The following is a 25304-nucleotide window of genomic DNA, read 5'->3' as shown; positions in this document are numbered from 1 at the left end:
GGATGTAACTTACCGCTTATCTATTAACCAAAAAAAGCAATAATAATAGCCAGCGGGTCTTTTAACAAGCTTATCTAACCAGCGCTGTAAAGACCGCTGGCTTTCCCCAGAACGCCGCCCCAAAAGCAGCCCTTCAATGCTGATGTCCTCATCCAGAAGCGGCCAATGAATGCCGACCCCATCACCGATCCATTCCCAGTTTTGCCGTTCTTGAGCCGTGCCGTGCCACAAACGCGGATACCAGATGAGAGGAATGGAAAGGGAACGGCCGTCCACCAAATCAACCGTCAAAAAATCTTCGCTGATTGACACATTGGAGGCTTTTACTTGTAGTTCAGCCACTAAAGTATTCATCCCATCTCCTGCCTTGTCTTGGCATATCATCGGCTATTATACACGACAGTAAAAAGCAACGGCCGTTCCACCCCAAAATCTTATAAACAGGCCGCATCGCAATCATAGCCAGCGCCACCAAAACGTGAAATAATAGAAATGTAGCTCATTCACCATCCATAATTCATAATTCCCCAGGGAGGTAGCCCATGACCGATAAAGTAATCATCACCGCCGCCCTTACCGGCGTTTTAGCCACCCGGCAGCAGTCGCCATACATCCCATACACGCCTGACGAAATCGCCGCTGAAGCCCGCCGCTGTGTCGAGGCGGGCGCGAGCATCGTCCACATCCACGCCCGACAGGACAATGGGATGCCGGCGTATGACGTGGAGACGTATGCCCGCATTGACGAAGCGGTTAAGGCGCAGTGCCCCGACGTTATCATCAACTATTCCACCGGGGCCATCGGCCTGGAGCGGGAGACGCGCGTCCACCAGGTGCGCGCCCTGAAGCCAGACATGGCTGCCCTGAACATGGGTTCGATGAATTACGCCATTTACTCGCGTAAAGCGAAGGTGTTTTATCATGACCATGTTTTTGCCAATCCGTTTAAGGACATCCAATATTTTCTGGAGGCGATGAACGAGGCGGGCACACGGCCGGAGATGGAATGTTTTGATACGGGCCACATCAACAATGCACGGCCGTTGATTGACATGGGGGTCTTGCAGCCGCCGTATCAGTTCAGCCTGGTGATGGGCGTGCTGGGTGGCATCCCCGCCAGCACGAAGAATTTGCTGCATCAGGTGGAGCAGCTGCCGGACAATTCGTTCTGGCAGGTGATTGGCATTGGCGCGAAGCAGTGGGCGCTGGTGGCGGCGGCGCTGACGTTGGGCGGCAACGTGCGCGTGGGGCTGGAAGATAATCTATACCTGCCCAATGGCGAATTGGCAAAATCGAGCGCGGAAGGGGTGGAAACGGCCGTTACCCTCGCCCACCTCACCGGCGTGCCCATCGCCACCATCGCCGAAGCGCGGGCAACTTTGCAGCTGCCGGTAAAAGCGGGTTGAACGGCGATAAGCAGTAAACGACAAAAGTCTCTGAGATGTTTGTCGTTTTGTTGTACAAATGGGCACGGCCGTTTCTGTTATAATCACCTCAGACCATTGGCAGCGCCAGAATAAACGGTCCCCACAAGAGGTTGTTACCATGAATGCGATGCAAAAATTAGACGCGCACCTGCCCACCCTTTCTTGCGAATACTTTCCGCCGCGCAATCCGGCCGGCTGGAGCGCCCTGTACGCCACGCTGTCCAGCGCCCACGACATCGGCCTCGATTTCGTCTCCGTCACCTATGGCGCGGGCGGCTCTACCCGGCAAAAAACAGTCAGCCTGGTGGAACGTATCCAGAGCGAACTACATATAGACACCATGGCCCACCTGACCTGCGCCGGTCATTCCCGCGCCGAGCTGGAAGCGATTCTGAATGAATTGCAGGTGGCCGGGATTCCGGCGGTGATGGCTCTGCGCGGCGACCCGCCCCGTGGCAGCCAGGACTTTGTGCAGCATCCCGATGGCTTCCGCCACGCCAGCGACCTGATTGACTTTATGCAGCGCCGCTACACCTTCAAAATTGGCTGCGCCTGTTACCCGGAAGGGCATACAGAATCGGCCAGCGTGCAGCAAGACATTACCTATTTGAAGCTGAAGCAGGACTGCGGCGCCGATTTTGCCGTGACGCAGTTGTTTTTCGACAACGACTATTTTTTCCGCTTCCGCGATGATGCCCGCCGCGCCGGTGTGACCATTCCGATTATCGCCGGGCTGATGCCGGTGACATCTACCGCCCAGTTTGACCGCTTTAAATCGTTGAGCGGCTGCACCATTCCCGACCGGTTGGTTGAGTTTCTTCAGGTGGACAGCAGTGAAGAGGTGGTGCAGCGCGGGATTGAGTATGGGCTGGCGCAGTCTGAAGAACTGCTGAACGGCGGCGTGGACGGCATTCATCTGTACACGCTGAACAAATCCCACTCGTCGGCGGCGATTATTGCCGGGCTGAGGGAGAACGGCCGTTTAAGCCTTTAGCGCCAAAATATTCATGGACCCACAACATGACGAAGCGAATCCTGTCGTTTTGTTAACCGGTAATGTCTGGCACATTGTTGAACACAGTCGGCGCTCGGCGGCGGGGTTGTGCGGGCAGGCCATCCATGAGCGCCGCGCCCATGCCCGGCTGAAGCAGGTGGGCGAGGCGAATGTATGCGCCCGCTGTTTGCAGTTGTTTAAGGGAGAGTAGACGGCGGTTTGGTTAGTTTGCCAGTTTGTGGGTTGGACTTCCAACAACCTATCAAACTATCAAACCAACCAACATTCTTCGGGGGATAACATGAGCAAACACAGCACCGCAATTCGCATTGTGCGCTGGGCAGCGCGTATTGGGAGTTTGCTGAGTCTGGCTTTTATCGGGATGTTCGTCGTTGGGGAACTGTTTAACCCGACAGGCCCGATGCCGACGCCGACGGAATGGCTGGGTCTGGCTTTTTTCCCGATGGGCGTGCTGATTGGACTTGGGTCAGGCTGGTGGCATGAAGGCGTGGGCGGTGCAACGGCCGTTCTCAGCCTCATCGCTTTCTACGTGTGGAATTGGGTCGTCAGCGGCAGCCTGGCGGGTGGTCCTTTTTTCTTGCTGCTGACAACCCCGGCGTTTTTATACCTGTTTGTCTGGCAGCAGACGCGCTGGCAGACTGAAAACTAGAGACTGGAGTAACTTGTGACCCGTCAACGCGCTACGGCCGTTTCCTGGCAAATCAAACCGATGCCCGCCGCTCATAAAGAGCTGGCGCTGACGGGCGGCTATTCAGCCGAAGAATATGACCGCATCCGTTGGGGGTTTATCCCGCAGGAGCAGCAGGACAAGTGGTTTATTTATCTGGAAGGCGACTGGCTGCATTTTCATCGCAGTTGGACGGGTTCGTGCATTTTCCAATTGCAACTCTTGCCCGTAGACGGGCATTATGAAGCCGCCAAAGCCATTGTGAACCGCGACCCGGCGCAGTACCGCACGACCGACGATGAGCAAGACGCGCGGCTTATCGCGCATCTGATTGATGATTTGCTCTTGGGGCGTTTTTCTGTCTTGCCGCTGCCGGACCACCTTTCGCCGGAAGACCAGCAGCGTTACCAGAAGGATGTGACGGGCAAACGAGGGTTGGGCGGGTTGAGATTAGATGTGCGGAACGGCCGTAAGCCGTAAGCCGTGTTCCGTGTGCGACATTCCGAAATCCGGCGTGGTTCAAGATTGTGAAAATGTCCTTTACAAATGAGACGTGTCATGCTGAGCGGAGTCTGCGGAGCGAAGCATCCCCTTTGACTTGCGCGACCAAAGCAGGGGGGGATTCTTCGCTCCGAAGACTCCGCTCAGAATGACAATTCGCAGACTAATTTGTAAAGGACAACTTTGGCTTTTTGAACCATGCCCGAAATCCGAAATCCCAAATCCGAAATCTCTGGAGGAGCCTTATCATGACCAGACTTGATTCACATCTCAATACCCGCAGCGAAGAATACACCGCCAACCACGCCGCCATGCAGAAATTGGTAGACCAACTCAACCAACGCCTGGCCGTCATTCGCGCCGGGGGCGGGCCACGCGGCGCAGACAAATTCCGCGAACTGGGCAAACTGCTGCCCCGCGAACGGCTGGAACTGCTGCTCGACCCCGGCACACCCTTTCTAGAACTCTCCCCCCTGGCCGCCTACGGCATGTACAACGATGAATCGCCCGCCGCCTCCAACATTATCGGCATCGGCGTCGTCAGCGGCGTAGAGAGCATGATCTTCGTTAACGACGCCACGGTCAAAGGCGGGGCCGTCTACCCCATGACCCTGCACAAAACCCTGCGCGGCCAAACCATCGCCGAAGAAAACCGCCTGCCCTCCATCGCCCTCGTCGAATCGGCCGGGGCCAATCTGCTGCATCAGGACGAAATTTTTATTCTCGGCGGGCGCAGCTTCGCCAATCAGGCGCGCATGTCGGCGCAGCGCATCTCACAAATCTCCCTGGTCTTTGGCAGTTCCACCGCGGGCGGCGCTTACGTGCCGGGCATGAGCGATTACGTGGTGATGGTGCGCAAACAGGCCACCGTTTATCTCGGCGGCCCGCCATTGGTTAAAATGGCGACCGGTGAAGTGGTGGACGATGAAACGCTTGGCGGGGCCGACATGCACGCCCAGATTTCCGGCGTCAGCGACTACACCGCCGAAAACGACGCCGACGCCCTGCGCATCGGCCGGCTCATCATGCAGCAGCTGCAGCAGCCCAAACCAACACCCAACCTGGCCCGCCGCCAATCCCCCGAACCCCCCGCCTACGATCCCGACGAATTACTCGGCGTCATCCCCGCCGACGCCAAAATCCCCTACGACATCCGCGAAGTCATCGCCCGCATCGTGGACGGTTCACGCTTCCTGGAGTTCAAGCGGGATTATGGCACGTCGCTGGTGGTCGGCCACGCCGCCATTAACGGCTGGCCGGTGGGCCTTATCGCCAACAACGGCATTCTCTTCTCTGAGGAGGCCAACAAAGCGGCGCAGTTCATCCAATTGTGCAATCAACAGCGCACACCCCTCATCTACTTACAAAACATCACCGGCTTCATGGTGGGCACAAAGTATGAACGCGAAGGCATCATTAAACATGGCAGCAAGATGATCAACGCCGTCGCCACCTCCACCGTGCCGCAGTTTACGGTCATCGTCGGCGGCTCGTATGGCGCGGGCAACTATGCCATGTGCGGCCGCGCCTATGACCCCCGCTTCCTCTGGACCTGGCCGAACAGCCGTATCGCCGTCATGGGCGGCGAACAGGCGGCGGGCGTGCTCGCCATCGTGCAAGAGGAACGGGCGCGCAAGAAAGGCGTGGAACCGGACCAGAACGCCATCCAGATGATGCAGATGATGACGCGCCAGAAATTTGAGCAGGAATCGTCGCCCTATTACGCCACAGCCCGCCTCTGGGACGACGGCATCATTGATCCGCGTGATACGCGGCAGGCGCTCAGCGTGGGCCTGTCGGTCGCCAACAATGTGGATTATGTGACCCCCGGCCAGCCGCATTATGGGGTGTTTCGGATGTAGAGAGATTGGAGATTAGAGATTGGAGATGGCGCCATCTCCAATCTCCAATCTCCTCCCTCTTCCCACATGACGAATGGCATAGGTTGGGTTACAATTGGCGCGTCTTTGTGAAAACCAGATCAACCGGAAGGGATAACCATGGAAGAGGAAGAAGGGCAGGACCAATCCATTAACTACGTACTGGCGTTTATCATGCTCTTTGCGGTGGTATTGTCGTGCGGTGTGTTGTCGTTTTTGTTTGTATTAATTTCAGGTATTTTGGGATTGACGTTGGGCGGCGGGTAACGGCCGTTGTTCCCCACATCATGATTGGTATTTGCAACCCTCTGCATGGCAGGGGGTTTTTTGTTTGGCATCTCTCATGAAATGAAACGCTGCCACCGGATGGTACGCCATGTACTGGCAACGATGGCGCTGCAACTGTAATCAAGAAGGTGGGTTTAGAAGGGAACGGCCGTTAACTTCTCTTGAATCCACAAATTAACCAAAGTCTCGACAGAAACGCCGTTGGCTTGCGCTCGTTGTTCCAGCTCTTTTGCCAAAGCCGCAGCAACCGCAACAACAGTGATATGGTCATCTGGTGAGTATTCAAACTCAACGATACGAGTAGTGTGATCTGCCACGCTTGCCACATCCCAATACGCGGAAGCTTCCGTAACTGTCATATCTTCAGGAATGTTTTGTCTTTTATCGGCCATACTGTTTGCGTTCCTTCTTATCCATATCACGAGCGCTAATAATCAGTGCCTTCCACCCTGCTTTCCGTATAAAGATCACTGTCACATATCGTCCTGAATCTGTTTGACCATAGGCAGAATACACGTTTTCTCCATCAACCTTGCCACGCTCCAAATAACGATATTCTGGCGTGTTTTTGAAAACCTCTTCAACTTCTTCGGGCTGTATATTGTGCTTCCAGTCGAGTTTCTCAATAATGGCTTTCAGCCAGATAAGCCCCGTTATTCTTATGGTCATAATTTCATTATAACAGATATACAGTTGGGCATCCTAGCACCAGTTTTCAGTCATCAGTCATCAGTTTTCAGTGGGCGCTACCTCTGGCGAACGCCCACTGAAAACTGGATACTGGCTTCTGGACATTGATACTAGCCCGATTTTTACGTCTTACTCCCGCAGCACAATATCCAATCCCTTCAGCAAGGCCACCGCCTCCGGCAAAGAGAACTTCGTCTTCTTCAACCAGTTTTGCTTCACGTCTATGGCGTAATGAGTCGCGTCGTTAAAATCGGCCTGCGTCAGGTCGCAGTTCACAAAGCGGCTGCCGCTTAAATCCGCGCCGGTAAAGACCGCGCCGGTCAGGTCAACGTCGGTGAAGTCCGCTTCTCTAACGATGGGGCGCATCTACGACTTGGGGGAGGCCAAAGCAGAAGGGAAAAAAGCATCAAAACGGCCGTTAACCCAATACAAACGCAAATGAAGCAAATGGTTGAAGCCGTCTTCGCTCCAGCGCATGCCGACACCCTTGAATCGTTGCTGAATCAACCACTTGCAGGTACTTTCAACCAGGCCGCTGCCAATGGGTAATCCAGCCTGCTTTAATTTGTCGTACTGGATGTGCTCCCGGTGTTTATCGAGATAATTGTACAGTTTGGTCAAGGCTTGTTGCGCGGATTCTGGCAAACCGGGTACGGCGAGAGCTGCCTGAATATCGGCCAAAACCGCGTCTTGCTGACCATGTCGCAAGCGGTGGCGGGCCTGATGGAACCACGTTTTGGCCTGACTTGTGCGGCCATCCAGCCACACCTTGACCCCGGACCAAAGATTTTGGGTTGCGTGGTAGAAATCTAAAACCCCAGTGGCCGAGGCGCTAAAGCGTTCGGCAAACAAACGCCAAAAGCCCCGCCCGCCATCGCTTAACCAGACAACGCGGGGCGCTCCCTTGATGTCTTGTTTGCGCGCTTCCAGCCACATCCGCTCGGATAAGTCGTCCACATCACCCAAAACAGCCGTCACGCGGTGGTGATGCAAGCGGCTCATCGTCTGGCCCGCGCGGGTGATATGCTTGCCTAAACGGGCAAAGATGGCGACCTTGATTTCGCGCCATACTGTTTTGCCCGCCGCTGTCTTGGCTTGGGGGCGAAAGGGAACCATCACCCCGTCAGCGCCCATCAGGAGAGTTTCCGCGGCAAGGGTCGCGCTCAACGCTTCCGCCTCTGGCTCATTCCCCAGTTTCAACGCCGCTAACTCGGCCACCAAATGGTTCATCATCTCTTCTCCAGTCACCTGAACCCACTCCCAGATACTTTGCGGCGTGACGATGACCTGGCTCAATTCTTTTAACAACATGGCTGCGGTTTCAAAGGGCACAAAAATGGCTGTCAAGCAAGCTATCCGCCGCAAACCATCATCGCTTTTTGATTGGGCTTTAATCCCAGCGCCTCATCCAATGGCGCTACCTGACCAATGGCACATCGCTTAGGACAGCGTCCCAGTCGGCGCTGCCAGCGAATGAGACCAATGATGCTCTTGACTTCCCGAGGGGCAAAGCCTTTGCTCTGCAACTTCCGGCCACATATTTGACAATGACCCCACTCTGTTGGGGCTTGGGCTCTGCTATTCAAGGTTTCTTCCACCAGACTCACTGCCAGAATGCGCGATAATTGCCAGGCGAGCAGGATCATTAGAGCGTGGCTGCATCGCCCATCTCATCAACTATTTTTGGCATTCTGGTTTCGCTTCACGTATAGTTTCCATTAAACACGACATTGTTCTAGGCGATCCTTTCGGGTTTGTGATGATTCTTCGAAAGTTTAACCTAAAAATAATGTCGTGTTAGTTTCCTCCCCTAAGTTCTTTATGCGCCCCTAACGATGCACTCGGTCATGCGCAGTTGCGGCAGTTTGAGGCCGCTGAAGAAGCTGTAGCTGAGCGTACAGGCGTGGAAGGAGAACGGCCGTTTCAGACCAAATTTCGCCCACCGCGCCAGCGTCCAATCAATGCCCACCAGCTTACACGCGGCAAAGTGCGTCCCGGCAAAGCTCGTGTTCGGTACTTTCGCCAGGCTCAAGTCGCACCGTTCAAAGGCACAATCGTCAAAAACACACTCACGGAAAACCACTTCACGGAACACGCCATCACGAAAACGGCAAGACACAAACGTTTTGCCGCAAATTTCCTGGCCCTCATAATGGAACCCGCTAAAGGTTTCGTCGGTGTACTCGGCAGCCGCCGCGTCTGTTAGTGTTGGACGATGATCATTCATCCCTAAATTGTGCGCCAGATTGGGCTAATCTTCAAGGTCGCATCATCTAAGCCGCTCTGCCAATGCAGCCAAATTCCCACAAACACTCGTTCGACAAATGAAAAAAACTCTATTACACTAATCACTCGAAGTGGCCATTGGTCACACGCCGGTCTTTCATCTAGGGAATCGGATCCATCCGCAGTCCGAAATCCACAATCCGAAATATTTCATTGAGGAGGCATAGGTTGAAATTCGACGTCACCTTACTGTCATTTGAGTTGAGCCAGATGGCGGCCTACACGCAAGCGGCCGAATCGTTGGGCTTCGACGGCTTCTGGCTGGCCGAAACCAAAGGCGATCCCTTCCTGGGTCTGACATTGGCCGCCGAACATTCGCAGCAGATGAGCCTGGGTACGGCCATTGCGGTGGCCTTCCCGCGCAGTCCAGCGACAACGGCTTATATCGCCTGGGATCTGGCGCGGTTTAGTAACGGCCGTTTCATCCTCGGCCTCGGTTCGCAAGTGAAGGCCCACAACGTGCTGCGCTATGGCGTGAAGTGGGAAAAGCCCATCAAGAAGATGCGCGAAACCATTCGCGCCATTCGCACCCTCTGGGACTGCTGGCAAAACGACAAACCGCTGGACTACGTGGGCGAGTTCTTCAAATTGCAGCTCATGACGCCCTTTTTCAACCCTGGCCCCATCGCCCACCCGAACATTCCCATCTACGTCTCGGCCGTTAACGAACAAATGCTGCAACTGGCCGGGGAAGAGTGTGATGGGGTGCATCTGCACGCCTTACACAGCGTGCGTTACATTGAAGAATTTGCCCTGCCGCACATTGAAGCGGGCCTGACGAAACGGGGGAAAGGGCGAGAGGAATTTGGGGTGGTAACGGCCGTGTTCGCCATCCCCACCGACGATCCCACCTACGCCGCCTGGGCCGCAGCCTACGCCAGACAGCAAATCTCCTTTTACCTCAGCACGCCCGCCTACCGCGTCGTCGCCGACCTGCACGGCTGGCAAGACGTAGCCACCCAACTCAGCCAGATGGCCCGCAGCAATCAGTGGGCCGCCATGCCCACCCTCATCAACGACGACATCCTGGACACCCTGGCCGTCACCGGAACCTGGGCGGAACTGCCCGGCGTCATCCGGCGCAAATACGGCAATCTACTCGACCGCGTCGGCTACTACCTGCCCTTCACCCCCGGCGAAAACGACGCCGGCTGGCAGGCCACCATCGCCGGCTTCAAAAAATAGAGTTGTCAAATCTCTAAGATTTGACAACTCTACGCCGTTTCATTCGTGGTGGCTGGTTAGCCACGCCTGATGCAGTCTCCTTTTACTATAAATTTTTACGGAGGAACGATGTTAAAAGAATTCAAGACATTTATTAGCAAAGGCAACGTGATTGACCTGGCCGTGGCCGTCATTTTGGGCGGCGCATTTGGCGCCATCGTCAAATCATTGGTAGACGACCTGATTATGCCGCTCATCGGCATTCTGTTAGGTGGCGTCAACTTCTCGGCTCTCACCATTCAAGTTGGCGATGCCGTGCTCACCTATGGCAACTTCATCCAGGCCATCATCAACTTCCTGGTCATCGCTTTCGCCCTTTTCCTCATCATCCGCGCCGCCAACAAAGCCAAAAAGAAAGAAGAAGCCGCCCCCGCCGCCCCACCGGCCCCCTCCGCCGAAGAAAAACTGTTGGCCGAAATCCGCGATTTACTGAAAGAAAAGAAGTAGTTGGTTGGTTGGTTGGTAGACAAACTAACCAACTAACCAACCCAACCAACCACTTCCCACTTCACCATTCACAATTCATACTTCACCCGGGAGTCCCTATGTCATCTATTTATTTTAACGCCGAACACGATGCGTTCCGCCAGATGGTGCGCAAATTTGTCGAGACCGAAATCAACCCCCACATCGAAGAATGGGAAACGGCCGGTATCTTCCCTGCCCACGAGTTGTTCAAAAAAATGGGCAGTCTGGGACTGCTCGGCCTCACCTATCCAGAAGAATATGGCGGCGGCGAGGTGGATTACTGGTATCAAACGATCCTCTTGGAGGAAATTGGCCGAGCCGATGCCGCCGGGCCGCCGTTGGGCATTGCGGTACATACCGACATGGCCACCCCCGCCCTGGCCGAGAATGGCTCCGACGCCTTAAAGCGCGAATTTTTGGCTCCGGCCATCGCTGGCGATCTGGTTTCAGCGGTAGCCATCAGCGAACCAGGCGCCGGTTCCGACGTCGCGGCCATCAAAACCTGGGCGCGGCGCGATGGCGGCGATTACCTGATCAACGGCTCCAAAATGTGGATCACCAACGGTACGCAGGCCGATTTTCTCTGCCTGCTGGCCCGTACCAGCGACGAGAGAGGCTTTCGCGGCATGTCGCTCTTTATCGTGCCTACCGCTTTGCCCGGCTTCAGCGTCAGCAAGAAGCTGGATAAATTAGGCCACCGCAGCAGCGACACCGGCATTCTGGCCTTCGACGACGTGCGTGTGCCGGAAGCGTATCGGATTGGGCCGGAAGGCATGGGCTTTATCTTACAAATGCGCCAGTTCCAGCGCGAACGGCTGGCGGGGTCGCTCATGGGCGTCAGCGGCATGGAAAAGATGATCCGCCAGACCATCGCCTACTGCCGCGAGCGGGAAACGTTCGGCCAGCCGCTCATTGACAACCAGTACATCCACTTCCGCATCGCCGAATTGCTGACAGAAGTCGAGGCGCTGCGCCAGCTTGCCTACCACTGCGTGCGCCTCTACATCGCCGGGGAAGACGTGACCAAAGAGGTCTCGATGGCAAAACTGAAAGGCGGCCGTCTCTCCCGCGAGGTGGCCGATAGCTGCCTGCAATTCCACGGCGGCATGGGCTACGTGGAAGAATACCCGATGGCCCGCTACTTCCGCGACGCCCGCCTCATGTCCATCGGCGGCGGCGCAGACGAAATCATGCTGGGCATCATCGCCAAGTATGAGGATATGTTGCCGCGCCGTAAGAAGAGCAGTTGATAGTTGATAGTTGTTAGTGGATAGTCCACTTCTTCACTAACAACTCCCAACTCCCAACTAACAACTAAACCATGTACGAAACCCTGGAAATTACGCAAACAGGCAGTGTGGCCTTTGTGAACTTAAATCGGCCGGAGGCGCGGAATGCGATGAACCGGCAGATGGTGCAGGATTTATTCGATTATTTCGCGTCTATCCGTGAGGATCGGGCGGTGCGGGTGGTGGTGATTGGGGCCAACGGCCGTATCTTTTGCGCCGGTGGTGACATCAAAGAGATGCAGGCCGGCTTCACCGAGGATGAGGCGACGCAGGTGGCCTACGTGGGGGTATTTGATGAGATGCTTATGGCCGTTGCCACCGCCCCGCAAGTCACCATCGCCAAAATCCACGGCAGCGTGCTGGGTGGCGGCGTCGGTCTCATCTGCGTCACCGACATCGCCATTGCCGTCGCCGACGCCAGCCTGGGGCTGCCCGAAGTGCGCCTGGGACTCGTCCCGGCCGTCATTTCGCCCTATGTGGTGGCGCGGGTGGGGTTGGCGCGGGCGCGCCAGCTTATGCTCACCGGCGCGCGCCTGAGTGGCGTTGAAGCCGCCGCCGTTGGCCTCGTGACGACGGCCGTGCAACCTGATACACTAGACGAAGCCGTGCGGGAACAGGTCAACGCGGTCCTCCAGGCATCACCGCAAGCCCTGGCTGCCTGCAAAGCGCTGCTCTTTACCGTTAGCGAAAAACCCCCGGCGGAAACGGCCGTCGCCCGCGTCCAACTGCTCCACCACCTGCGCACCAGCCCGGAAGGACAGGAAGGGATGCTGGCTTTTATGAAGAAACGGCCGTCGAACTGGGTGGAGAGAATTGAGGAATAGTAATCAGTAATCAGTGTTCAGTACCCAGTATTCAGTCTGAACACTGAACACTGGATACTGACAACTGACAATCGGAGGAACCCAAGTGTCACACATTCGCGTCGTTCGTTCATTTGTCGCCGGACCGGCCCTGGCCGAACTCATTAACCAGGAATACGACTTAGGTGGCGTGGCCGCCTGTAAACTGTTCAGCAAAATGCTGCGTACCCAGGACAACGATCATTACAAAGTGATGGTCGGCGACCGTAAATACGTTGTCCGTGTCTACCAGTTAGGCGACCACCTGCGCCGTCAGGAATCGGATTATGAATATGAACTGGACTGGCTGAACTTCCTGAGAGAAGAAGGACTGCCAGTGTCTTACCCGATTCGGCGGCGAGACGGCCGTTTCCTGGGCAGCCTCAACGCCCCCGAAGGCCAGCGCTACTACGCCCTTTTCAGCTTTGCCCCCGGCGCGCCGATGAAGATGGACAACGAAGAACAGCTCTTTACTTTAGGCGCCCATATGGCAAAAATCCATGTTGTCTCCAATAAATACCACTCGCCTTACGAACGGCAGAAAATGGACCTGGACTTCCTGGTAGATCGTCCCATCGCCCGCATCAAACGCGCCTGGGACAACAACCAAGACCAGGCGGATGATCTCGATTTGCTCATCACTTCCGCTGAAGAAGCGCGGCAAGAAATTGTGGACATCATCAACAATCCCGAACACACAGCCGATGGCTGGGGGCCAATTGGCGGTGATTTCCACAGCACCAACACCTTCTTCACCGACGATATGTCGCCCACGTTCTTTAACTTCGACCTGTGCGGCCCTGGCTGGCGCGCCTACGACATCGCCGCCTTCTTGCAAAACACCGACCTGATCAACATCTCCGAGAGCCTGACGGATGCTTTTTTTGGCGGGTATTATTCGCAACGGCCGTTATCCAACAACGAACACGCCGCCATCTCACCCCTGCTCACCATCCGCCGTGTCTGGCTCATCGGCACCTTCGCCCGCAACGACGTGCCCGTGGGCTACTCGTTCATCGCCCCGGCGTAACGCCATCTGGCGCACCTGGAGGAGTATATGACTACCGTAAAAATCAGAAAAAAGCAGATTCTAGAGGCTTTGGAGAACCTGAACGAGAGCCGTTGGGAAGAAGTGCTGGACTTTATCGGCTACTTACAAACAAGACCGATTACCTCTACTTTGCCAGTCCTGGCTGACGACTTGCTGCACTCTGAATTAATCGGCGTCTGGGAAGAGCGTGAAGACATCCAAGACAGCCTGACGTTTGCCCGTGATTTACGACGACAGGCCGAGCATAGAAACTATCCTGGTCATGCTGCTACTTGATACCGATGTCATGATTGACTTGATGCGCCGTTATCACCCGGCCCTCGCCTGGTTGCAGGAAGCGGCCGTCGTACCGATTGCCTTGCCCGGGCTTGTCGCCATGGAATTGATCCAGGGTTGTCGCCGTCGTGATGAGCAACAGCGAATAGAGAATGGCCTGCGCCAGTATCCACTTTATTGGCCGACCCAAACCGATTGCGCTCGCGCCCTGGCTGATTTTTCCAATTTCCGTTTGAGCAACGGTTTGGGGCTTTTGGATGCGCTGATTGCTGAAACGGCCATTGGTCTGGACGTTCCATTAGTTACCTTCAACGAAAAACATTACCGGATCATTTCTAATTTGCAAACCATCCAGCCATACAATCGGCTTTAAACCGTTGTTTGGTAGTTGGCTGGATTCCAACTAACCAACCAATCAATTTCTCCAAAGAAGCTTATCAGTTATCTGCAAAGCAACTTTGTCATTCAAGGGGGAATCCATGATTACATCCATTCTCATCGCCAATCGCGGCGAAATCGCCTGCCGCATTATCCGCACGTGCCGCCAATTGGGCATTCGCACCATCGCCGTCTATTCCGACGCCGATGAGGGGGCGCGTCACGTCCGGCTGGCCGACGAGGCCGTCCACATCGGCGCGGCCCCGGCCGGCGAATCCTACCTGGCGATGGACAAAATCATCGCCGCCGCCCACCGCGCCCAGGCTGACGCCATCCACCCCGGCTTTGGCTTCCTGGCCGAAAACGCGGCTTTCGCCCAGGCCGTCGCCGACGCCGGACTGATCTTCATCGGCCCGTCCCCGGCGGCGATGGCGGCGATGGGCAACAAGCGGGCGGCCAAAGAGCTGGTAACGGCCGCAGGCGTACCGACTGTCCCCGGGTATGGCGGCGCTGATCAGTCCGACGGCCGTTTACAACAAGAAGCAGCGCGCATTGGCTACCCGATATTGGTGAAGGCAGCGGCCGGCGGCGGCGGCAAAGGGATGCGCGCCGTGGCCGACCCGGCTCATCTGGACGACGCCCTGGCTTCCGCCCGGCGCGAAGCGCAGCAGGCGTTTGGCTCCGATGAACTGCTGCTGGAAAAGCTGCTGGTACAGCCGCGCCATATCGAATTTCAGGTGATGGGCGATACACACGGCAATGTTGTCCATCTGGGCGAGCGGGAATGTTCCATCCAACGCCGCCATCAAAAAGTCATTGAGGAGACGCCCTCCCCGGCCCTCACGCCAGAACTGCGGGAAAGGATGGGGGCAACGGCCGTTGCTGCCGCCCAATCCGTCCAGTACACCAACGCCGGGACGGTGGAAATGCTGCTAGACGCCGCGGGCAATTTCTACTTTTTGGAGATGAACACCCGCCTGCAAGTGGAGCATCCCGTCACCGAAATGGTCACCGGGCTGGATTTGGTAGAATGGCAGATTAAAGTGGCCGAAGGCCAGCCGCTGCCGCTGACGCAGGCGAAAATCACGCTGCGCGGCCACGCCATCGAAGCCCGCGTCTACGCCGAAAACCCGGCCAACGACTTTCTGCCGGTAACGGGTGAAATTTTGCTCTGGCGCGAGCCAACTGGCGATGGCGTGCGTGTGGACAGCGGCCTGCTGCCGCAGGACGCTGTCTCCATCCATTACGACCCGATGCTGGCGAAGGTGATTGCGCATGGAGAGGATCGGGCAGCGGCCGTGCGCCGCCTGCTCCGCGCCCTGGAAACCACCACCCTACTGGGTCTGACAACCAATCTCCCCTTTCTGCAAGACATTTTGCGCCACCCCGCCTTCCAATCCGGCGATCTACACACCGGCTTCATCGGCCAACATCTGGCGGAGTGGCAGCCGCCCACTGGCGATGTGGAATTGGCCCTGCTGGCGGCCGCCAGCGCCCAAACCCTTCGCCAGCCACAAACCGTCACCAGCACGACGTTCTGGCGCAACAATCCCAATGCGCCGCAGCGTTATCGGTATACCGTGAACCGTGATCCATTGGTCGTGAACCGTGAAGTGGTTGAGGTGCAGCTTATGCCGCAGCCGCGGCAGGCGAATCGTTTCCAGGCCAAAATCCACATGGGCGACTCTTCTACGGATTACGAATTACGGATGACGGCTTACGGAATACAGAATTCGGAACACGATATGCTGACGCTAACGGTCAACGGCCGTCGCCAAACCCTCCCCCTCATCCTCACCGCCAGCCGGGTCTGGGTACACACCCGCACCGGGGTGGTGGATTTAGAAATCGTGCCCTTGCTGCCCAAACCCCACCCTTCGGCCGAGGCCGGCGGTTCGCTGCGCGCGCCGATGCCCGGCTCGGTGTTGGCTGTGCTGGTGCGGGTGGGCGACCGGGTGACGGAGGGGCAGCCGTTGATGAAGTTGGAAGCGATGAAGATGGAACACACCATCCGCACCGCCGCCGATGGCATTGTCGAGGCGATTTATTTCCGCCCCGGTGACACGGTGGAGGCGGAGGCGCAGTTGTTGAAGATTCGGGACGTGGGCGAAGGGGAGTAAGAGGGGAGAACGGCCGTTACGACACAATGTCTTCTAAGTCTACACGCAGGGCTGTGGCAATCTGCAACAACACATCCACCGAACCAGTCCGCTGGCCGGTTTCGATTTGCGATAAGTAAGATTTGCTGATACCGGCGGCGACGGCCAATTGTTGTTGCGTCAGGCCACGATATTCACGCCACACTTTCGTTGGGTTGGCTCCCTCCAAAATGGCGAAAGTAATTTCCCCTGGAATCAATTCTTCGCCCTGAGCGATAGCTCTTTTGGCCGCATCATAGTCGAGAATATCTTGCAGCATCTGCGCATCTTCTACTAACTGCAAGTAGGTTTCATAGGGCAACACCGCCCACTCCGGTTCTTCGTTTTTCTGAATGATTTGCACAGTCATTCCTACACACTCCCACGAGGTCCGATTTTTAACACCAGGACGACCAACTCGTCGTCTATTACATCGTAAATCACTCGCCAGTCGCCTACCCGGAGGCGATACCCCTCTCTATTCTGCAATTTAGTGACGTTGTTGTGGTTGGCGTAGGGGTTTTTCGCCAGCAACGACAGCTTTTCAGCAAGAAGCTGTGCTGCCGGGCGAGGCAGCTTTCTTAAGGTTTTGTCAGCCTGCTTTGTGAAAACAATGCGGTACACGAGACTGTGTTAGCATAACGGGAACGAAATTTCAAATGGCCGATTGCAAAATGCAAACCGCAATCGGCCATTTGCAAACCACAAGCTGATCTTGATATGGAATGACGGCTAAAAGCAAAACGTCACGGCCGTTCCCAAACGGCCGTGACGCCTGCATCGTCGCCAAAAAGTTACCCGCCCAAAGGCGGAAATAACAACCAACAGAATACGGTATACGGCCGTTTACCCAATCTCCACCAATACCTGCTCGCGCAATACCGTCTGATTTATCTCCACTGGCAGCGCCGTAACCACCCCGGCGCGTGGGGCGCGAATCTCATTTTCCATCTTCATCGCTTCCAGAATGAGCAGCGGTTCACCCACTTCCACGTTTTGTCCTTTGCTCACCATGACGCGGGTGATCAGGCCGGGGATGGGCGCTTTGACACGGCCGTCGCTGCTGCCAACCGGCGGCACGGCTGCGCCAACCATATCGCGCACTTCCAGTGTGTGCAAACCACCATAGGCTTTAATCCAGTCCAGTTTAGGGTGGAAAGTTACTTCATACGGACGGCCGTCTACCACCATCCACTCCATCTCCAAAAACGCCGCTGCTAATTCTGGAATGCGCACCGTAACCGGCTGCCCATTCACCTTCAGCGTAAACGTCTCTTCGTTTTGCGGAAATACACTGGCTTCAATTTCATACATCTGATCGTCAATCGTGACGGCTAATTTATGCATCAAACCCTCTCTTCCAGGCAGCAGCTCATAGCTAACAGCTATTACTCTGGCAATCTCCGGCTGTCCTGATGCCAGGCGTTTAAGGCGCGTGGCGGCACACTGGGGCGGAACATCTGGTTGCGCCGCACATACAACATGGCCGCAATCACCGCCAGGTCGCTAAAGTAAGATTCGCGCTGTGGTTCACAGGTGAATTCGGTGGTAAGTAGATTTGTGTCATAACGGCCGTGTGCAAACGCCTCCGAACACAACACATGCTGCAACAGCGGCAGATTGGTGGGTGTGCCCACCAACTGGAAATCTTCCACTGCCCGCCGCACCCGCGCCAGACATTGTTCCCGGTCTTCACCCCAAACTGTCAGTTTGGCGATCAACGAATCATACTTGGCCGGGACATCACATTCTGAATACACGTAGGTATCCACCCGCACTTCAGGGCCGCCCGGCAGCCGTACCCGCCGCATCTGGCCAGGGCTGGGCAGCCGCCGCCAGGGGTCCTCGGCATGAATCCGGCACAAAATCGCCCATCCGTCCAGCCGCACATCGGCTTGCGTCTGTCCCAACGGCTCGCCGGCCGCAATGCGAATTTGTTCACGCACCAGGTCCAGACGTGTCACCATCTCCGTCAGTGGATGTTCCACCTGAATACGCGCTTTAATCTCGGTAAAATAAAAGTTCCCGTCGCCATCCACCAGAAACTCCACCGTGCCGGCGTTTTCATAATGGAACAGCCGGGCAATGCCAACGGCCGCTGCCCAGATTCTTTCGCGCAAAGCCTGTGTCAGGCAGGGCGCCGGGGCTTCCTCCACCACTTTGCGGCTGCTGTATTGCAGCGAGCCTTCCCGCTCGCCCAGGTGGATAATGTTGCCTTGTTTGTCAGCCAAAATCTGCACGCCAATCTGGTGCGCGGGCAAGATCGCCTTCTCCAGATAGACGCGCCGGTTGCCATACAGCGCCTGCGACTCCATTTGCGCCCGCTCCACCGTTGCTTCCAAATAAAGGGGGCTTTTTAACAGCCGCTCGGCCAACCCACGCCCGCCGCTGCACGATTTCACCACCAGCGGATAACCAATCATCTCCGCGGCTACTTCTAGCGCCTTAAAATCTCCTTCATCGAAGGAGACGGGCGCGTAATCTACCACCGGGAAACCGGCAGCGCGCGCTTTGGCCAGGGCTTCAATTTTATTGCGCAGGGTGTGCAAAACGGCCGTACCCGGCCCCACAAACACAATCCCCGCCGCCCCACACGCCGCCACAAAATCTGGCTCTTCCGCCAGATAGCCATAACCAGGGTGGATTGCCTCAGCTCCAACCTCCTGGGCAATACGCAAAATTGCTTCCTGATCCAAAAATCCCCTGGGCGAATCCAATAACACACATTCGTCAGCAATACGCACATGCCGCGAACCCTGGTCTGGCGCCTCATACAACGCAATGGCATACAAACCCATCTCGCGGCAGGTCATAATAATCCGGGTCGCAATTTCGCCACGATTGGCGATCAAAATCTTCTTGAACATACATGCTCCTCGTTGGTCGGTTGGTTAGTTTGCGGGCTAACCAACTATCAACTCCCAACTCCCAACTATCCACTCCCCACCACTACATCGGCGAAATCCCGTGCTTCCGCGGCACATGCCGTTCGCGTTTAGACAAAGAGACTTCCAGAGCGCGGATCAAGATGCGTCGGGTGTCTTTTGGCTCGATCACCTCGTCAATCAGACCCCGCGACGCGGCGACGTAAGGATTGTTGAAATTGCGTTCGTAGTTGTCTACCAATTTCTCTCGTTCCGCTTTGGAATCCTGCGCCGCCTTCAGTTCGCGCCGGAAAAGGATGTTCACCGCCCCTTCCGCGCCCATCACAGCGATCTCGGCATTGGGCCAGGCGTAGAGCAAATCGCCGCGCAGCCCTTTGCTGCTCATCACGCAGTATGCGCCACCATAACTTTTACGCAAAATAACCATCAGCTTGGGCACAGTCGCCTCGCTGTAAGCGTAAATCATGCGCGCCCCATTGCGGATGATGCCGCCATACTCCTGATCGGTACCGGGCAAGAAGCCGGGCACATCTTGCAGTGTCAGGATTGGGATATTGTAAGCGTCGCAAATGCGAATGAAGTGGGCCGTCTTAATGGAGGCCTTGATGTCTATGCAGCCCGCCAGAACCATCGGCTGATTGGCGACGATGCCGATCACCCAGCCATTGAGCCGGGCAAAACCAACCACCATATTCTCAGCCCACAACTGATGGACTTCAAAAAATGCGCCATCATCTACAATACTATGAATGACTTGATGCACGTCATACGGTTTATGGGGATCGGTCGGGACGATGGTTTCCAGTTCCGGGCAGCGCCGGTTGGGATCATCTACCGGCGGGATGTAGGGCGGGTCTTCTTTGTTGTTGGAGGGCAAATAGCTGAGAAGCTGCCGTGTGCGGTTCAGGCAGGCGCGATCATCGGGGGTAAGAAAGTGGCAAACGCCGCTTTCGTGGCTGTGGATCAGGCCGCCGCCCAGGTCTTCCAGGCTGACGTTCTCTTGCATGACTGATTTGACCACGTCTGGGCCGGTGATGAACATGAAGCTGTTTTGGGTCATGAACACAAAATCGGTGAGCGCAGGGGAGTAAACAGCGCCACCAGCGCACGGCCCCATGATGAGGGAGAGTTGGGGAATCACGCCAGAGGCTTCGCAGTTGGCGTCGAAGATACGGGCGTAGCCGCCGAGGCTGTCCACGCCTTCCTGGATGCGCGCGCCGCCGGAATCGTTGAGGGCGATGAAGGGTGCGCCATATTGCAGCGCCATGCGCATCGCTTTGACGATTTTGTTGGCGTGCATTTCACCCAACGACCCACCCATGACGGAGACATCTTGGGCGGCGATGAAGACGTGACGGCCGTTTATCAACCCGAAACCGGTCACCACGCCATCGCCATAGCGGGACTCTTTTCCGCCCAGATAGGTCTCAAACCGGGGCAGCACCAACGAATCTATCTCCTCAAACGTGCCGGGGTCAAACAACAGGTCAATGCGTTCGCGGGCCGTCAGTCGCCCTTTGCTGTGCTGCCGTTCAGCTTCTTCCTCTGTGCCCAGAGCTATCGTCTTCCGCTGACGCAAATCCTGTAGATAATCATCCATTTCTCGAACCATAATAGCTGCTCCTCTCGTTTGGAGTTGTTAACAGATTTGTTTGTTGGCCGGCGTTCAGCCAACTATCCACCCTCTTCCTCGACCACCAATGTCAACACAAAATTTTCCCAGGTGCGCCACCAACCGCTGAACTGGGGAGCCGGTTGGGGCAAACGGCCGTTATCGCAGCGCACCACAAACGGCGTCCAGGCAGACGGCCGTTGCGCCACCGGTTCAATCAGACATTCCACAGAACAGGTGTCCACCGTCAACCCCAGGTGCAGCGCTTTTAAGACCGCTTCTTTGGCGCTCCACACGGCCGTTACCAACACATCACGCATCGCTTCATCGGCCGCCTGGGCCACCAGCGCCTGCTCCGCCGCCGTGAAATAATCGGCCACAAACACCGGCGAGCGCTGCTCCACCCACTCAATATCCGCGCCAATGGGCCAATGCGGCCGTTCCACCACCGCGCAAAACGCATGACCATGCGCATGGCTGATAGACAAAGTCAAAAACGCCTGCAGATTGTCAATAGACGACTGCCCGTTGTCGGTGGACCATTGACCATTAACCATTGACAATTGACCATTAACAACCGGGTCGCCCTTGCTGCCGTTGCGTATTTCAATCGCTGGCAGCGCCAACGTCTGCGCCAGATGCTCCTGGACAATGCTCTGAATCAGGCGCTTGGCCGTCCAGCGGCCCAACAGCCAGTCCCGCCGCCGCTTCTCCGTCTTCAGCGTCGCCAACTTGGCCTGCTCGCCAGGATGCAGCACGCCGCCTAACGGCGCGCCAACCTGGAAGTCTGGTGAATGATCTGAAGATTGGACCAGCCAATGAATCATGAGAATTGTGAAGTTTGAATTATGATGTTTGTATTGTGAATTGTCTGATACTTCACAATTCACAATTCTTCATTCACAATTCACAATTTAGCCGGGTCTGGCGACGGTGCGGTACTGCCGCAGAGCCACGTAGACCTGACCAGTTTCGTCCACCACCTGCACATCGAAATGTTCGCCATCGGCCGTGTTTAGCAGAGCATACAACCGCCGTCCGGCCGCTTCTTCCGGCTGGCGATAGGCAGTGACAGAGGCAAAGCCGAGCGGGAAGCCCATCGCGTTTTGCGTTTCCAGGTTCCACAGCGCCGCCAGTTGGAAGCACAACTCCACCAGGCGCGGGGCCAGCAGCGTTTTGGCGTCGGCTGGATGGGTGTTGGGCGGCAGATTGTCGGCCATCAGGCCAACGGCCGTCATCCCCTCCACCTTGGCCCCGGCCAACACCTGATAGGCCGGTCCGTGGAAGAACACTTTGTAAATCTCGCTCGCCGTTGTCGGCAAACTGCCCACCGCTGGCGGCGTAAAGGTGATGGCGGGCGTCGTCGGCGCGGCCGTCGCCAGCCAGACGTTGGCGGCAAAGTGCTGCTGTTCGCGCTGCGGCAAGCCTTCCCGCGCCGGTGGCGTAATCGAGCGCAAGGTAGTCGCGGCCACCAGTTGCCCGTCACCGGCCGGGCTGATGATGGCGTTCAGGTGCAGTGTGCGCGGCTCGTTGCGGAAGAACTTAAACGCGCCAGACATCTGTTCATCGGTAACGGCCGTTACTGCATACCCCGGAACCAACACCGTCGCCAACTCAGCCAGCGCTTCCGTGGCCATCACGCCGGGCAGCCAGGGCGTGCCCTCGTCTGGCGCATGGTCAAACAAAAATGGCTGCACCGCCGGGTCCAGCGTCGTCTCCACCTGCAACCCGCCATACAACTTCGCCGCTTTCACCTCACCAATCATCAGTAACTCTGCGCCTTTGCGCCTCTGCGTTAAAAACTCTTCTGCCTTCGCCAAATCCAGGCCGCCCGTCTCGTCATACTCGGCGGCCATCATACCCAGCGCGCCGCCCACGACAATCTCACCCCTGAAGGCACCGGCCACCAGTTCGCGGCGCACGGTTGGCACGCCCGCCTCTGGCGGCAGCATGTCTATCCCGGCCATTGCCATAATCTTGGGCAGCGAGCCGCGCGAAGCCATGCCGATGCCGCCCCAGGCCGTCCAATCTATGGCGATGCCTTTGGTGTCTGGCCGGGTGGTACGCAGGCTGCTGGTAAGCTTGCACAACAGGTCGTTGGCGGCGCTGTAGTCGGTCTGGCCGTTGTTGCCAAAGCGGCCGGCCACCGAGCTAAAGACCACCGTCGCGCCGATGGGCAGCCCTTTGGCGGCGTTCAGCAAGCTAAAGAAGCCATCGGCTTTGATGTCGTAGACCAGGTTGAATTGTTCGGCCGGTTTGTCCGGCAGAATTTTGCTGATTTCGATGCCGCCGGCGTGGACCAGCACGTCTATACGGCCGTATCGCTGGCGCACATCTTCAATCACGGCCGTTACCGCCGCCCCATCCAGCAAATTCACGCTGTGATAATGGGCCGCACCGCCGGCCGCTTCTACCGTTTCGATGGTTCGCAGCGCTGCCTCGTCCCGCTCGATGGTCATCAGTTTTTTCTCGATGGCCGCCGGTGTGGGGCGCTCCCCGGCCGCTTTCATTTCCTCAATCAACTCCTGCTTCAACGCCTCTTTATCGCTGCGGAACAGGGCGATACGCCGGTCGTCCCGACGTGGTTCGGCCACCAAATCCAGCAGGTAAAACGCGCCGCCGCTGTTGGCCGCCAGATCGGCGATGATTTCACTGGTAATGCCGCCGGCCGCGCCCGTCACCACAAACACGGTGTCGCGGCCCAGGGCCAGACCCGTTGAACCGTCGGCCGCCGGTTTTTCCACAAATGTCACCGTGAAACGCTGATCGTCCACGTAGCCCACTTCCACCACGCCAGGGTCGCTCAGGGTTTCGGCGATGAGCAGGTCGGCCGGCTGCGCCGTTTTGCGGCTGGCTTCAAAGTCCACAGCCTTCACCAACACGTCGGGGCGTTCTCGTTTGTAGGCTTTGCTGAAGCCGGTCACGCCGCCGCCCAACGGAGCCGACGCGCCTTCCGGCCCGTAGCCATGCAGCCCGCCCATGCGCGTCGCCGCCACCAGGAAGGTCCCCGGCGCGTTGACTGCTTCGTAGAGGGCGCGCATGGTGGCGTAGAGATTCTTGACGCGCACGCGGTTTAACTCGCGCCACGTCGCCAGGTCCATCTCGTCGATGGCCGGTTCTGCGTCCAGCGCGGGCAGCCAATAGACGCCCTGCACCGGCCCCTCGGCCAGCCAGATTGCCAACTGCTTTTCTACCAGGTCGGTCGCTTTGTTGGCTTCCAGGCTCAGCACCGTGACGCCTAATTTGCGCAGACGGCCGGTGAGGGATTTGCCGACGCCGCCTTCGTCGCTGGCGACCATGACCCGGCTGGTTTCATCTAACACCACGCCGGTGGCTTTGCACAGGGCGAGCGACGGCCGTAACACGGCCGTTGCCACCCGGCGCGGCATCATGTCGGCGTCTTCCAGGCGGTAGGCGGATGTGGGGGCGAGGGGATGGGCAACCTGCGGTTGCTGCGGTGGGGGGGTGACAAGGGCTTGCGCCGCTGGCGGCTGGCTAACAACTTCCGGCTGAGAGCCAACAGCCAAATCCGGCCGCATTTCGCGCACAAACTCGATCACCCGTTCCAGGGTGTTGTAAGCCCGCAGGTTCAGGTCGTCGCGGCGCGGGATGTCGAAGGTTTGGCGGATAGCAGCGAAGGTTTCCGCCTGTTTCACCGTGTCAATGCCCAGGTCGGCTTCCATGTCCAGGTCCAGTTCCAGCATGTCTTCCGGGTAGCCAGTTTGCTCGGCCACCAGGGCGAGGACCTGGCTGGCGATGGAATTGGCAGAGGGGGAGAGCGGGAGAGCGGGCGAGGGGGAGACGGGGGCGCTTGCTGCTGGCGATCCGCTGCTCGCTGCTGGCGATTCGCTGCTTGCTGCCAAATCCGGTCGCATTTCGCGGACGAAGCCTACCACCTTTTCCAGGGTGTTGTAGGCGCGCAGGTTCAGGTCGCTGCGCGCCGGGATGGCAAAGGTTTCCCGAATGGCGGCAAAAGTTTCCGCCTGTTTCACCGTGTCAATGCCCAGGTCGGCTTCCATGTCCAGGTCCATCTCCAGCATGTCTTCCGGGTAGCCCGTTTGCTCGGCCACCAGGGCGAGGACCTGGCTGGCGATGGAATCAGCAGAGGAAGAGGGGGAGAGCGGGAGAGCGGGCGAGGGGGAGACGGGGGCGCTTGCTACTGGCGACTCGCTGCTCGCTGCTGGCGATTCGCTGCTTGCTGCCAAATCCGGCCGCATTTCGCGGACGAAGCCCACCACCTTTTCCAGGGTGTTGTAGGCGCGCAGGTTCAAATCGCTGCGCGCCGGGATGCTAAACTCTTCGCGGATGGCGGCGAAGGTTTCGGCCTGCTTCACGGTGTCGATGCCCAGGTCGGCTTCCAGGTCCAGGTCAAGCTCCAGCATGTCCT

Annotated in this window: 28 protein-coding genes; 15 read left to right on the top strand and 13 right to left on the bottom strand. The window is 57.2% G+C overall.

Going from position 1 to position 25304, the window contains the following annotated elements:
- Positions 1–9: 9 nt before the first annotated feature.
- Positions 10–354 (bottom strand): DUF2442 domain-containing protein, encoded by a 345-nt coding sequence (locus IPM39_23885; GenBank protein MBK8989073.1) that lies wholly within the window; start codon positions 352–354, stop codon positions 10–12.
- A gap of 188 nt (positions 355–542) precedes the next feature.
- Here IPM39_23885 and IPM39_23880 point away from each other — a divergent pair, with 188 nt between their 5' ends.
- The 7 genes from IPM39_23880 (at position 543) to IPM39_23850 (ending at position 5757) form a co-directional block, all read left to right on the top strand.
- On the top strand, positions 543–1406 hold the full coding sequence (locus IPM39_23880; GenBank protein ID MBK8989072.1) for a 3-keto-5-aminohexanoate cleavage protein: 864 nt from the start codon (positions 543–545) through the stop codon (positions 1404–1406).
- Positions 1407–1545: 139 nt separating this feature from the next.
- Positions 1546–2421, top strand: a complete 876-nt coding sequence (gene metF, locus IPM39_23875; GenBank protein MBK8989071.1) for a methylenetetrahydrofolate reductase [NAD(P)H] — start codon at positions 1546–1548, stop codon at positions 2419–2421.
- A gap of 13 nt (positions 2422–2434) precedes the next feature.
- Positions 2435–2632 (top strand): hypothetical protein, encoded by a 198-nt coding sequence (locus IPM39_23870; protein ID MBK8989070.1) that lies wholly within the window; start codon positions 2435–2437, stop codon positions 2630–2632.
- A gap of 90 nt (positions 2633–2722) precedes the next feature.
- Positions 2723–3091, top strand: a complete 369-nt coding sequence (locus tag IPM39_23865) for a hypothetical protein (protein ID MBK8989069.1) — start codon at positions 2723–2725, stop codon at positions 3089–3091.
- A 15-nt stretch (positions 3092–3106) separates the two neighbouring features.
- A complete protein-coding gene (locus IPM39_23860; protein ID MBK8989068.1) occupies positions 3107–3589 on the top strand; it encodes a hypothetical protein in 483 nt (160 codons plus the stop codon).
- Positions 3590–3858: 269 nt separating this feature from the next.
- On the top strand, positions 3859–5472 hold the full coding sequence (locus IPM39_23855; GenBank protein ID MBK8989067.1) for a methylcrotonoyl-CoA carboxylase: 1614 nt from the start codon (positions 3859–3861) through the stop codon (positions 5470–5472).
- A 138-nt stretch (positions 5473–5610) separates the two neighbouring features.
- Positions 5611–5757 carry a hypothetical protein gene (locus tag IPM39_23850; GenBank protein ID MBK8989066.1) on the top strand — a complete coding sequence of 49 codons (147 nt, stop codon included), beginning with the start codon at positions 5611–5613 and terminating at the stop codon, positions 5755–5757.
- Between the two features lie 155 nt (positions 5758–5912).
- Here the strand turns inward: IPM39_23850 and IPM39_23845 are convergent, their stop codons facing one another.
- The 5 genes from IPM39_23845 to IPM39_23825 all read right to left on the bottom strand — a co-directional run bounded on the left by IPM39_23845 (position 5913) and on the right by IPM39_23825 (position 8695).
- The gene (locus tag IPM39_23845) at positions 5913–6170 is read right to left on the bottom strand and encodes a hypothetical protein (protein MBK8989065.1); all 258 of its coding nucleotides are present in this window, start codon (positions 6168–6170) and stop codon (positions 5913–5915) included.
- Positions 6160–6441: a BrnT family toxin gene (locus IPM39_23840; protein MBK8989064.1), complete on the bottom strand. Its 282-nt coding sequence runs from the start codon at positions 6439–6441 to the stop codon at positions 6160–6162. Before IPM39_23840 ends, IPM39_23845 begins: the two co-directional genes overlap by 11 nt.
- 156 nt (positions 6442–6597) lie before the next feature.
- Positions 6598–6834 (bottom strand): pentapeptide repeat-containing protein, encoded by a 237-nt coding sequence (locus IPM39_23835; GenBank protein ID MBK8989063.1) that lies wholly within the window; start codon positions 6832–6834, stop codon positions 6598–6600.
- Positions 6835–7833: an ISKra4 family transposase gene (locus IPM39_23830; protein MBK8989062.1), complete on the bottom strand. Its 999-nt coding sequence runs from the start codon at positions 7831–7833 to the stop codon at positions 6835–6837.
- A 454-nt stretch (positions 7834–8287) separates the two neighbouring features.
- A complete protein-coding gene (locus IPM39_23825; GenBank protein ID MBK8989061.1) occupies positions 8288–8695 on the bottom strand; it encodes a pentapeptide repeat-containing protein in 408 nt (135 codons plus the stop codon).
- Between the two features lie 227 nt (positions 8696–8922).
- Here IPM39_23825 and IPM39_23820 point away from each other — a divergent pair, with 227 nt between their 5' ends.
- The 8 genes from IPM39_23820 (at position 8923) to IPM39_23785 (ending at position 16402) form a co-directional block, all read left to right on the top strand.
- Positions 8923–9939 (top strand): TIGR03617 family F420-dependent LLM class oxidoreductase, encoded by a 1017-nt coding sequence (locus IPM39_23820; protein MBK8989060.1) that lies wholly within the window; start codon positions 8923–8925, stop codon positions 9937–9939.
- A gap of 108 nt (positions 9940–10047) precedes the next feature.
- Positions 10048–10425 carry a large-conductance mechanosensitive channel protein MscL gene (mscL, locus tag IPM39_23815; GenBank protein MBK8989059.1) on the top strand — a complete coding sequence of 126 codons (378 nt, stop codon included), beginning with the start codon at positions 10048–10050 and terminating at the stop codon, positions 10423–10425.
- 107 nt (positions 10426–10532) lie between these two features.
- The gene (locus IPM39_23810; protein MBK8989058.1) at positions 10533–11696 is read left to right on the top strand and encodes an acyl-CoA dehydrogenase family protein; all 1164 of its coding nucleotides are present in this window, start codon (positions 10533–10535) and stop codon (positions 11694–11696) included.
- Between the two features lie 71 nt (positions 11697–11767).
- Complete coding sequence (locus tag IPM39_23805; GenBank protein ID MBK8989057.1) at positions 11768–12559, top strand: enoyl-CoA hydratase/isomerase family protein; 792 nt, start codon at positions 11768–11770, stop codon at positions 12557–12559.
- Between the two features lie 85 nt (positions 12560–12644).
- The gene (locus IPM39_23800) at positions 12645–13607 is read left to right on the top strand and encodes a phosphotransferase (protein MBK8989056.1); all 963 of its coding nucleotides are present in this window, start codon (positions 12645–12647) and stop codon (positions 13605–13607) included.
- Between the two features lie 27 nt (positions 13608–13634).
- Complete coding sequence (locus tag IPM39_23795; GenBank protein MBK8989055.1) at positions 13635–13904, top strand: hypothetical protein; 270 nt, start codon at positions 13635–13637, stop codon at positions 13902–13904.
- The gene (locus tag IPM39_23790; protein MBK8989054.1) at positions 13891–14277 is read left to right on the top strand and encodes a PIN domain-containing protein; all 387 of its coding nucleotides are present in this window, start codon (positions 13891–13893) and stop codon (positions 14275–14277) included. Before IPM39_23795 ends, IPM39_23790 begins: the two co-directional genes overlap by 14 nt.
- A gap of 106 nt (positions 14278–14383) precedes the next feature.
- A complete protein-coding gene (locus IPM39_23785; GenBank protein MBK8989053.1) occupies positions 14384–16402 on the top strand; it encodes an acetyl-CoA carboxylase biotin carboxylase subunit in 2019 nt (672 codons plus the stop codon).
- A gap of 16 nt (positions 16403–16418) precedes the next feature.
- Here the strand turns inward: IPM39_23785 and IPM39_23780 are convergent, their stop codons facing one another.
- The 7 genes from IPM39_23780 to IPM39_23750 form a co-directional block, all read right to left on the bottom strand.
- Positions 16419–16790, bottom strand: coding sequence for a helix-turn-helix transcriptional regulator (locus IPM39_23780; protein MBK8989052.1), 372 nt, complete (start codon positions 16788–16790; stop codon positions 16419–16421).
- A 2-nt stretch (positions 16791–16792) separates the two neighbouring features.
- Positions 16793–17044: a type II toxin-antitoxin system RelE/ParE family toxin gene (locus IPM39_23775; protein MBK8989051.1), complete on the bottom strand. Its 252-nt coding sequence runs from the start codon at positions 17042–17044 to the stop codon at positions 16793–16795.
- A gap of 222 nt (positions 17045–17266) precedes the next feature.
- Entirely contained in the window at positions 17267–17767 is a 501-nt protein-coding gene (locus IPM39_23770) for a biotin/lipoyl-binding protein (protein ID MBK8989050.1), read from the bottom strand.
- A 41-nt stretch (positions 17768–17808) separates the two neighbouring features.
- A complete protein-coding gene (locus tag IPM39_23765) occupies positions 17809–19287 on the bottom strand; it encodes a biotin carboxylase (protein ID MBK8989049.1) in 1479 nt (492 codons plus the stop codon).
- 82 nt (positions 19288–19369) lie between these two features.
- Complete coding sequence (locus tag IPM39_23760) at positions 19370–20905, bottom strand: acyl-CoA carboxylase subunit beta (protein ID MBK8989048.1); 1536 nt, start codon at positions 20903–20905, stop codon at positions 19370–19372.
- A 74-nt stretch (positions 20906–20979) separates the two neighbouring features.
- On the bottom strand, positions 20980–21744 hold the full coding sequence (locus IPM39_23755; protein MBK8989047.1) for a 4'-phosphopantetheinyl transferase superfamily protein: 765 nt from the start codon (positions 21742–21744) through the stop codon (positions 20980–20982).
- Positions 21745–21831: 87 nt separating this feature from the next.
- Positions 21832–25299, bottom strand: coding sequence for an SDR family NAD(P)-dependent oxidoreductase (locus tag IPM39_23750; protein MBK8989046.1), 3468 nt, complete (start codon positions 25297–25299; stop codon positions 21832–21834).
- Between the last annotated feature and the right edge of the window lie 5 nt (positions 25300–25304).

It is taken from the genome of Candidatus Leptovillus gracilis (assembly GCA_016716065.1).
In the GTDB taxonomy this organism is placed as follows: domain Bacteria; phylum Chloroflexota; class Anaerolineae; order Promineifilales; family Promineifilaceae; genus Leptovillus; species Leptovillus gracilis.
Note: the sequence above shows the minus strand (reverse complement) of the source record. Positions and strands in the feature narration are given on the sequence as shown.

What these genes read in the sequence shown, in the direction of transcription:
- IPM39_23885 (MBK8989073.1), bottom strand. Translation starts at nt 354, where the DNA reads ATGAATACTTTAGTGGCTGAACTACAAGTAAAAGCCTCCAATGTGTCA.
- IPM39_23880 (MBK8989072.1), top strand. Translation starts at nt 543, where the DNA reads ATGACCGATAAAGTAATCATCACCGCCGCCCTTACCGGCGTTTTAGCC.
- metF (MBK8989071.1), top strand. Translation starts at nt 1,546, where the DNA reads ATGAATGCGATGCAAAAATTAGACGCGCACCTGCCCACCCTTTCTTGC.
- IPM39_23870 (MBK8989070.1), top strand. Translation starts at nt 2,435, where the DNA reads ATGGACCCACAACATGACGAAGCGAATCCTGTCGTTTTGTTAACCGGT.
- IPM39_23865 (MBK8989069.1), top strand. Translation starts at nt 2,723, where the DNA reads ATGAGCAAACACAGCACCGCAATTCGCATTGTGCGCTGGGCAGCGCGT.
- IPM39_23855 (MBK8989067.1), top strand. Translation starts at nt 3,859, where the DNA reads ATGACCAGACTTGATTCACATCTCAATACCCGCAGCGAAGAATACACC.
- IPM39_23850 (MBK8989066.1), top strand. Translation starts at nt 5,611, where the DNA reads ATGGAAGAGGAAGAAGGGCAGGACCAATCCATTAACTACGTACTGGCG.
- IPM39_23845 (MBK8989065.1), bottom strand. Translation starts at nt 6,170, where the DNA reads ATGGCCGATAAAAGACAAAACATTCCTGAAGATATGACAGTTACGGAA.
- IPM39_23835 (MBK8989063.1), bottom strand. Translation starts at nt 6,834, where the DNA reads ATGCGCCCCATCGTTAGAGAAGCGGACTTCACCGACGTTGACCTGACC.
- IPM39_23825 (MBK8989061.1), bottom strand. Translation starts at nt 8,695, where the DNA reads ATGAATGATCATCGTCCAACACTAACAGACGCGGCGGCTGCCGAGTAC.
- mscL (MBK8989059.1), top strand. Translation starts at nt 10,048, where the DNA reads ATGTTAAAAGAATTCAAGACATTTATTAGCAAAGGCAACGTGATTGAC.
- IPM39_23805 (MBK8989057.1), top strand. Translation starts at nt 11,768, where the DNA reads ATGTACGAAACCCTGGAAATTACGCAAACAGGCAGTGTGGCCTTTGTG.
- IPM39_23795 (MBK8989055.1), top strand. Translation starts at nt 13,635, where the DNA reads ATGACTACCGTAAAAATCAGAAAAAAGCAGATTCTAGAGGCTTTGGAG.
- IPM39_23790 (MBK8989054.1), top strand. Translation starts at nt 13,891, where the DNA reads ATGCTGCTACTTGATACCGATGTCATGATTGACTTGATGCGCCGTTAT.
- IPM39_23785 (MBK8989053.1), top strand. Translation starts at nt 14,384, where the DNA reads ATGATTACATCCATTCTCATCGCCAATCGCGGCGAAATCGCCTGCCGC.
- IPM39_23780 (MBK8989052.1), bottom strand. Translation starts at nt 16,790, where the DNA reads ATGACTGTGCAAATCATTCAGAAAAACGAAGAACCGGAGTGGGCGGTG.
- IPM39_23770 (MBK8989050.1), bottom strand. Translation starts at nt 17,767, where the DNA reads ATGCATAAATTAGCCGTCACGATTGACGATCAGATGTATGAAATTGAA.
- IPM39_23765 (MBK8989049.1), bottom strand. Translation starts at nt 19,287, where the DNA reads ATGTTCAAGAAGATTTTGATCGCCAATCGTGGCGAAATTGCGACCCGG.
- IPM39_23760 (MBK8989048.1), bottom strand. Translation starts at nt 20,905, where the DNA reads ATGGATGATTATCTACAGGATTTGCGTCAGCGGAAGACGATAGCTCTG.
- IPM39_23755 (MBK8989047.1), bottom strand. Translation starts at nt 21,744, where the DNA reads ATGATTCATTGGCTGGTCCAATCTTCAGATCATTCACCAGACTTCCAG.
- IPM39_23750 (MBK8989046.1), bottom strand. Translation starts at nt 25,299, where the DNA reads ATGCTGGAGCTTGACCTGGACCTGGAAGCCGACCTGGGCATCGACACC.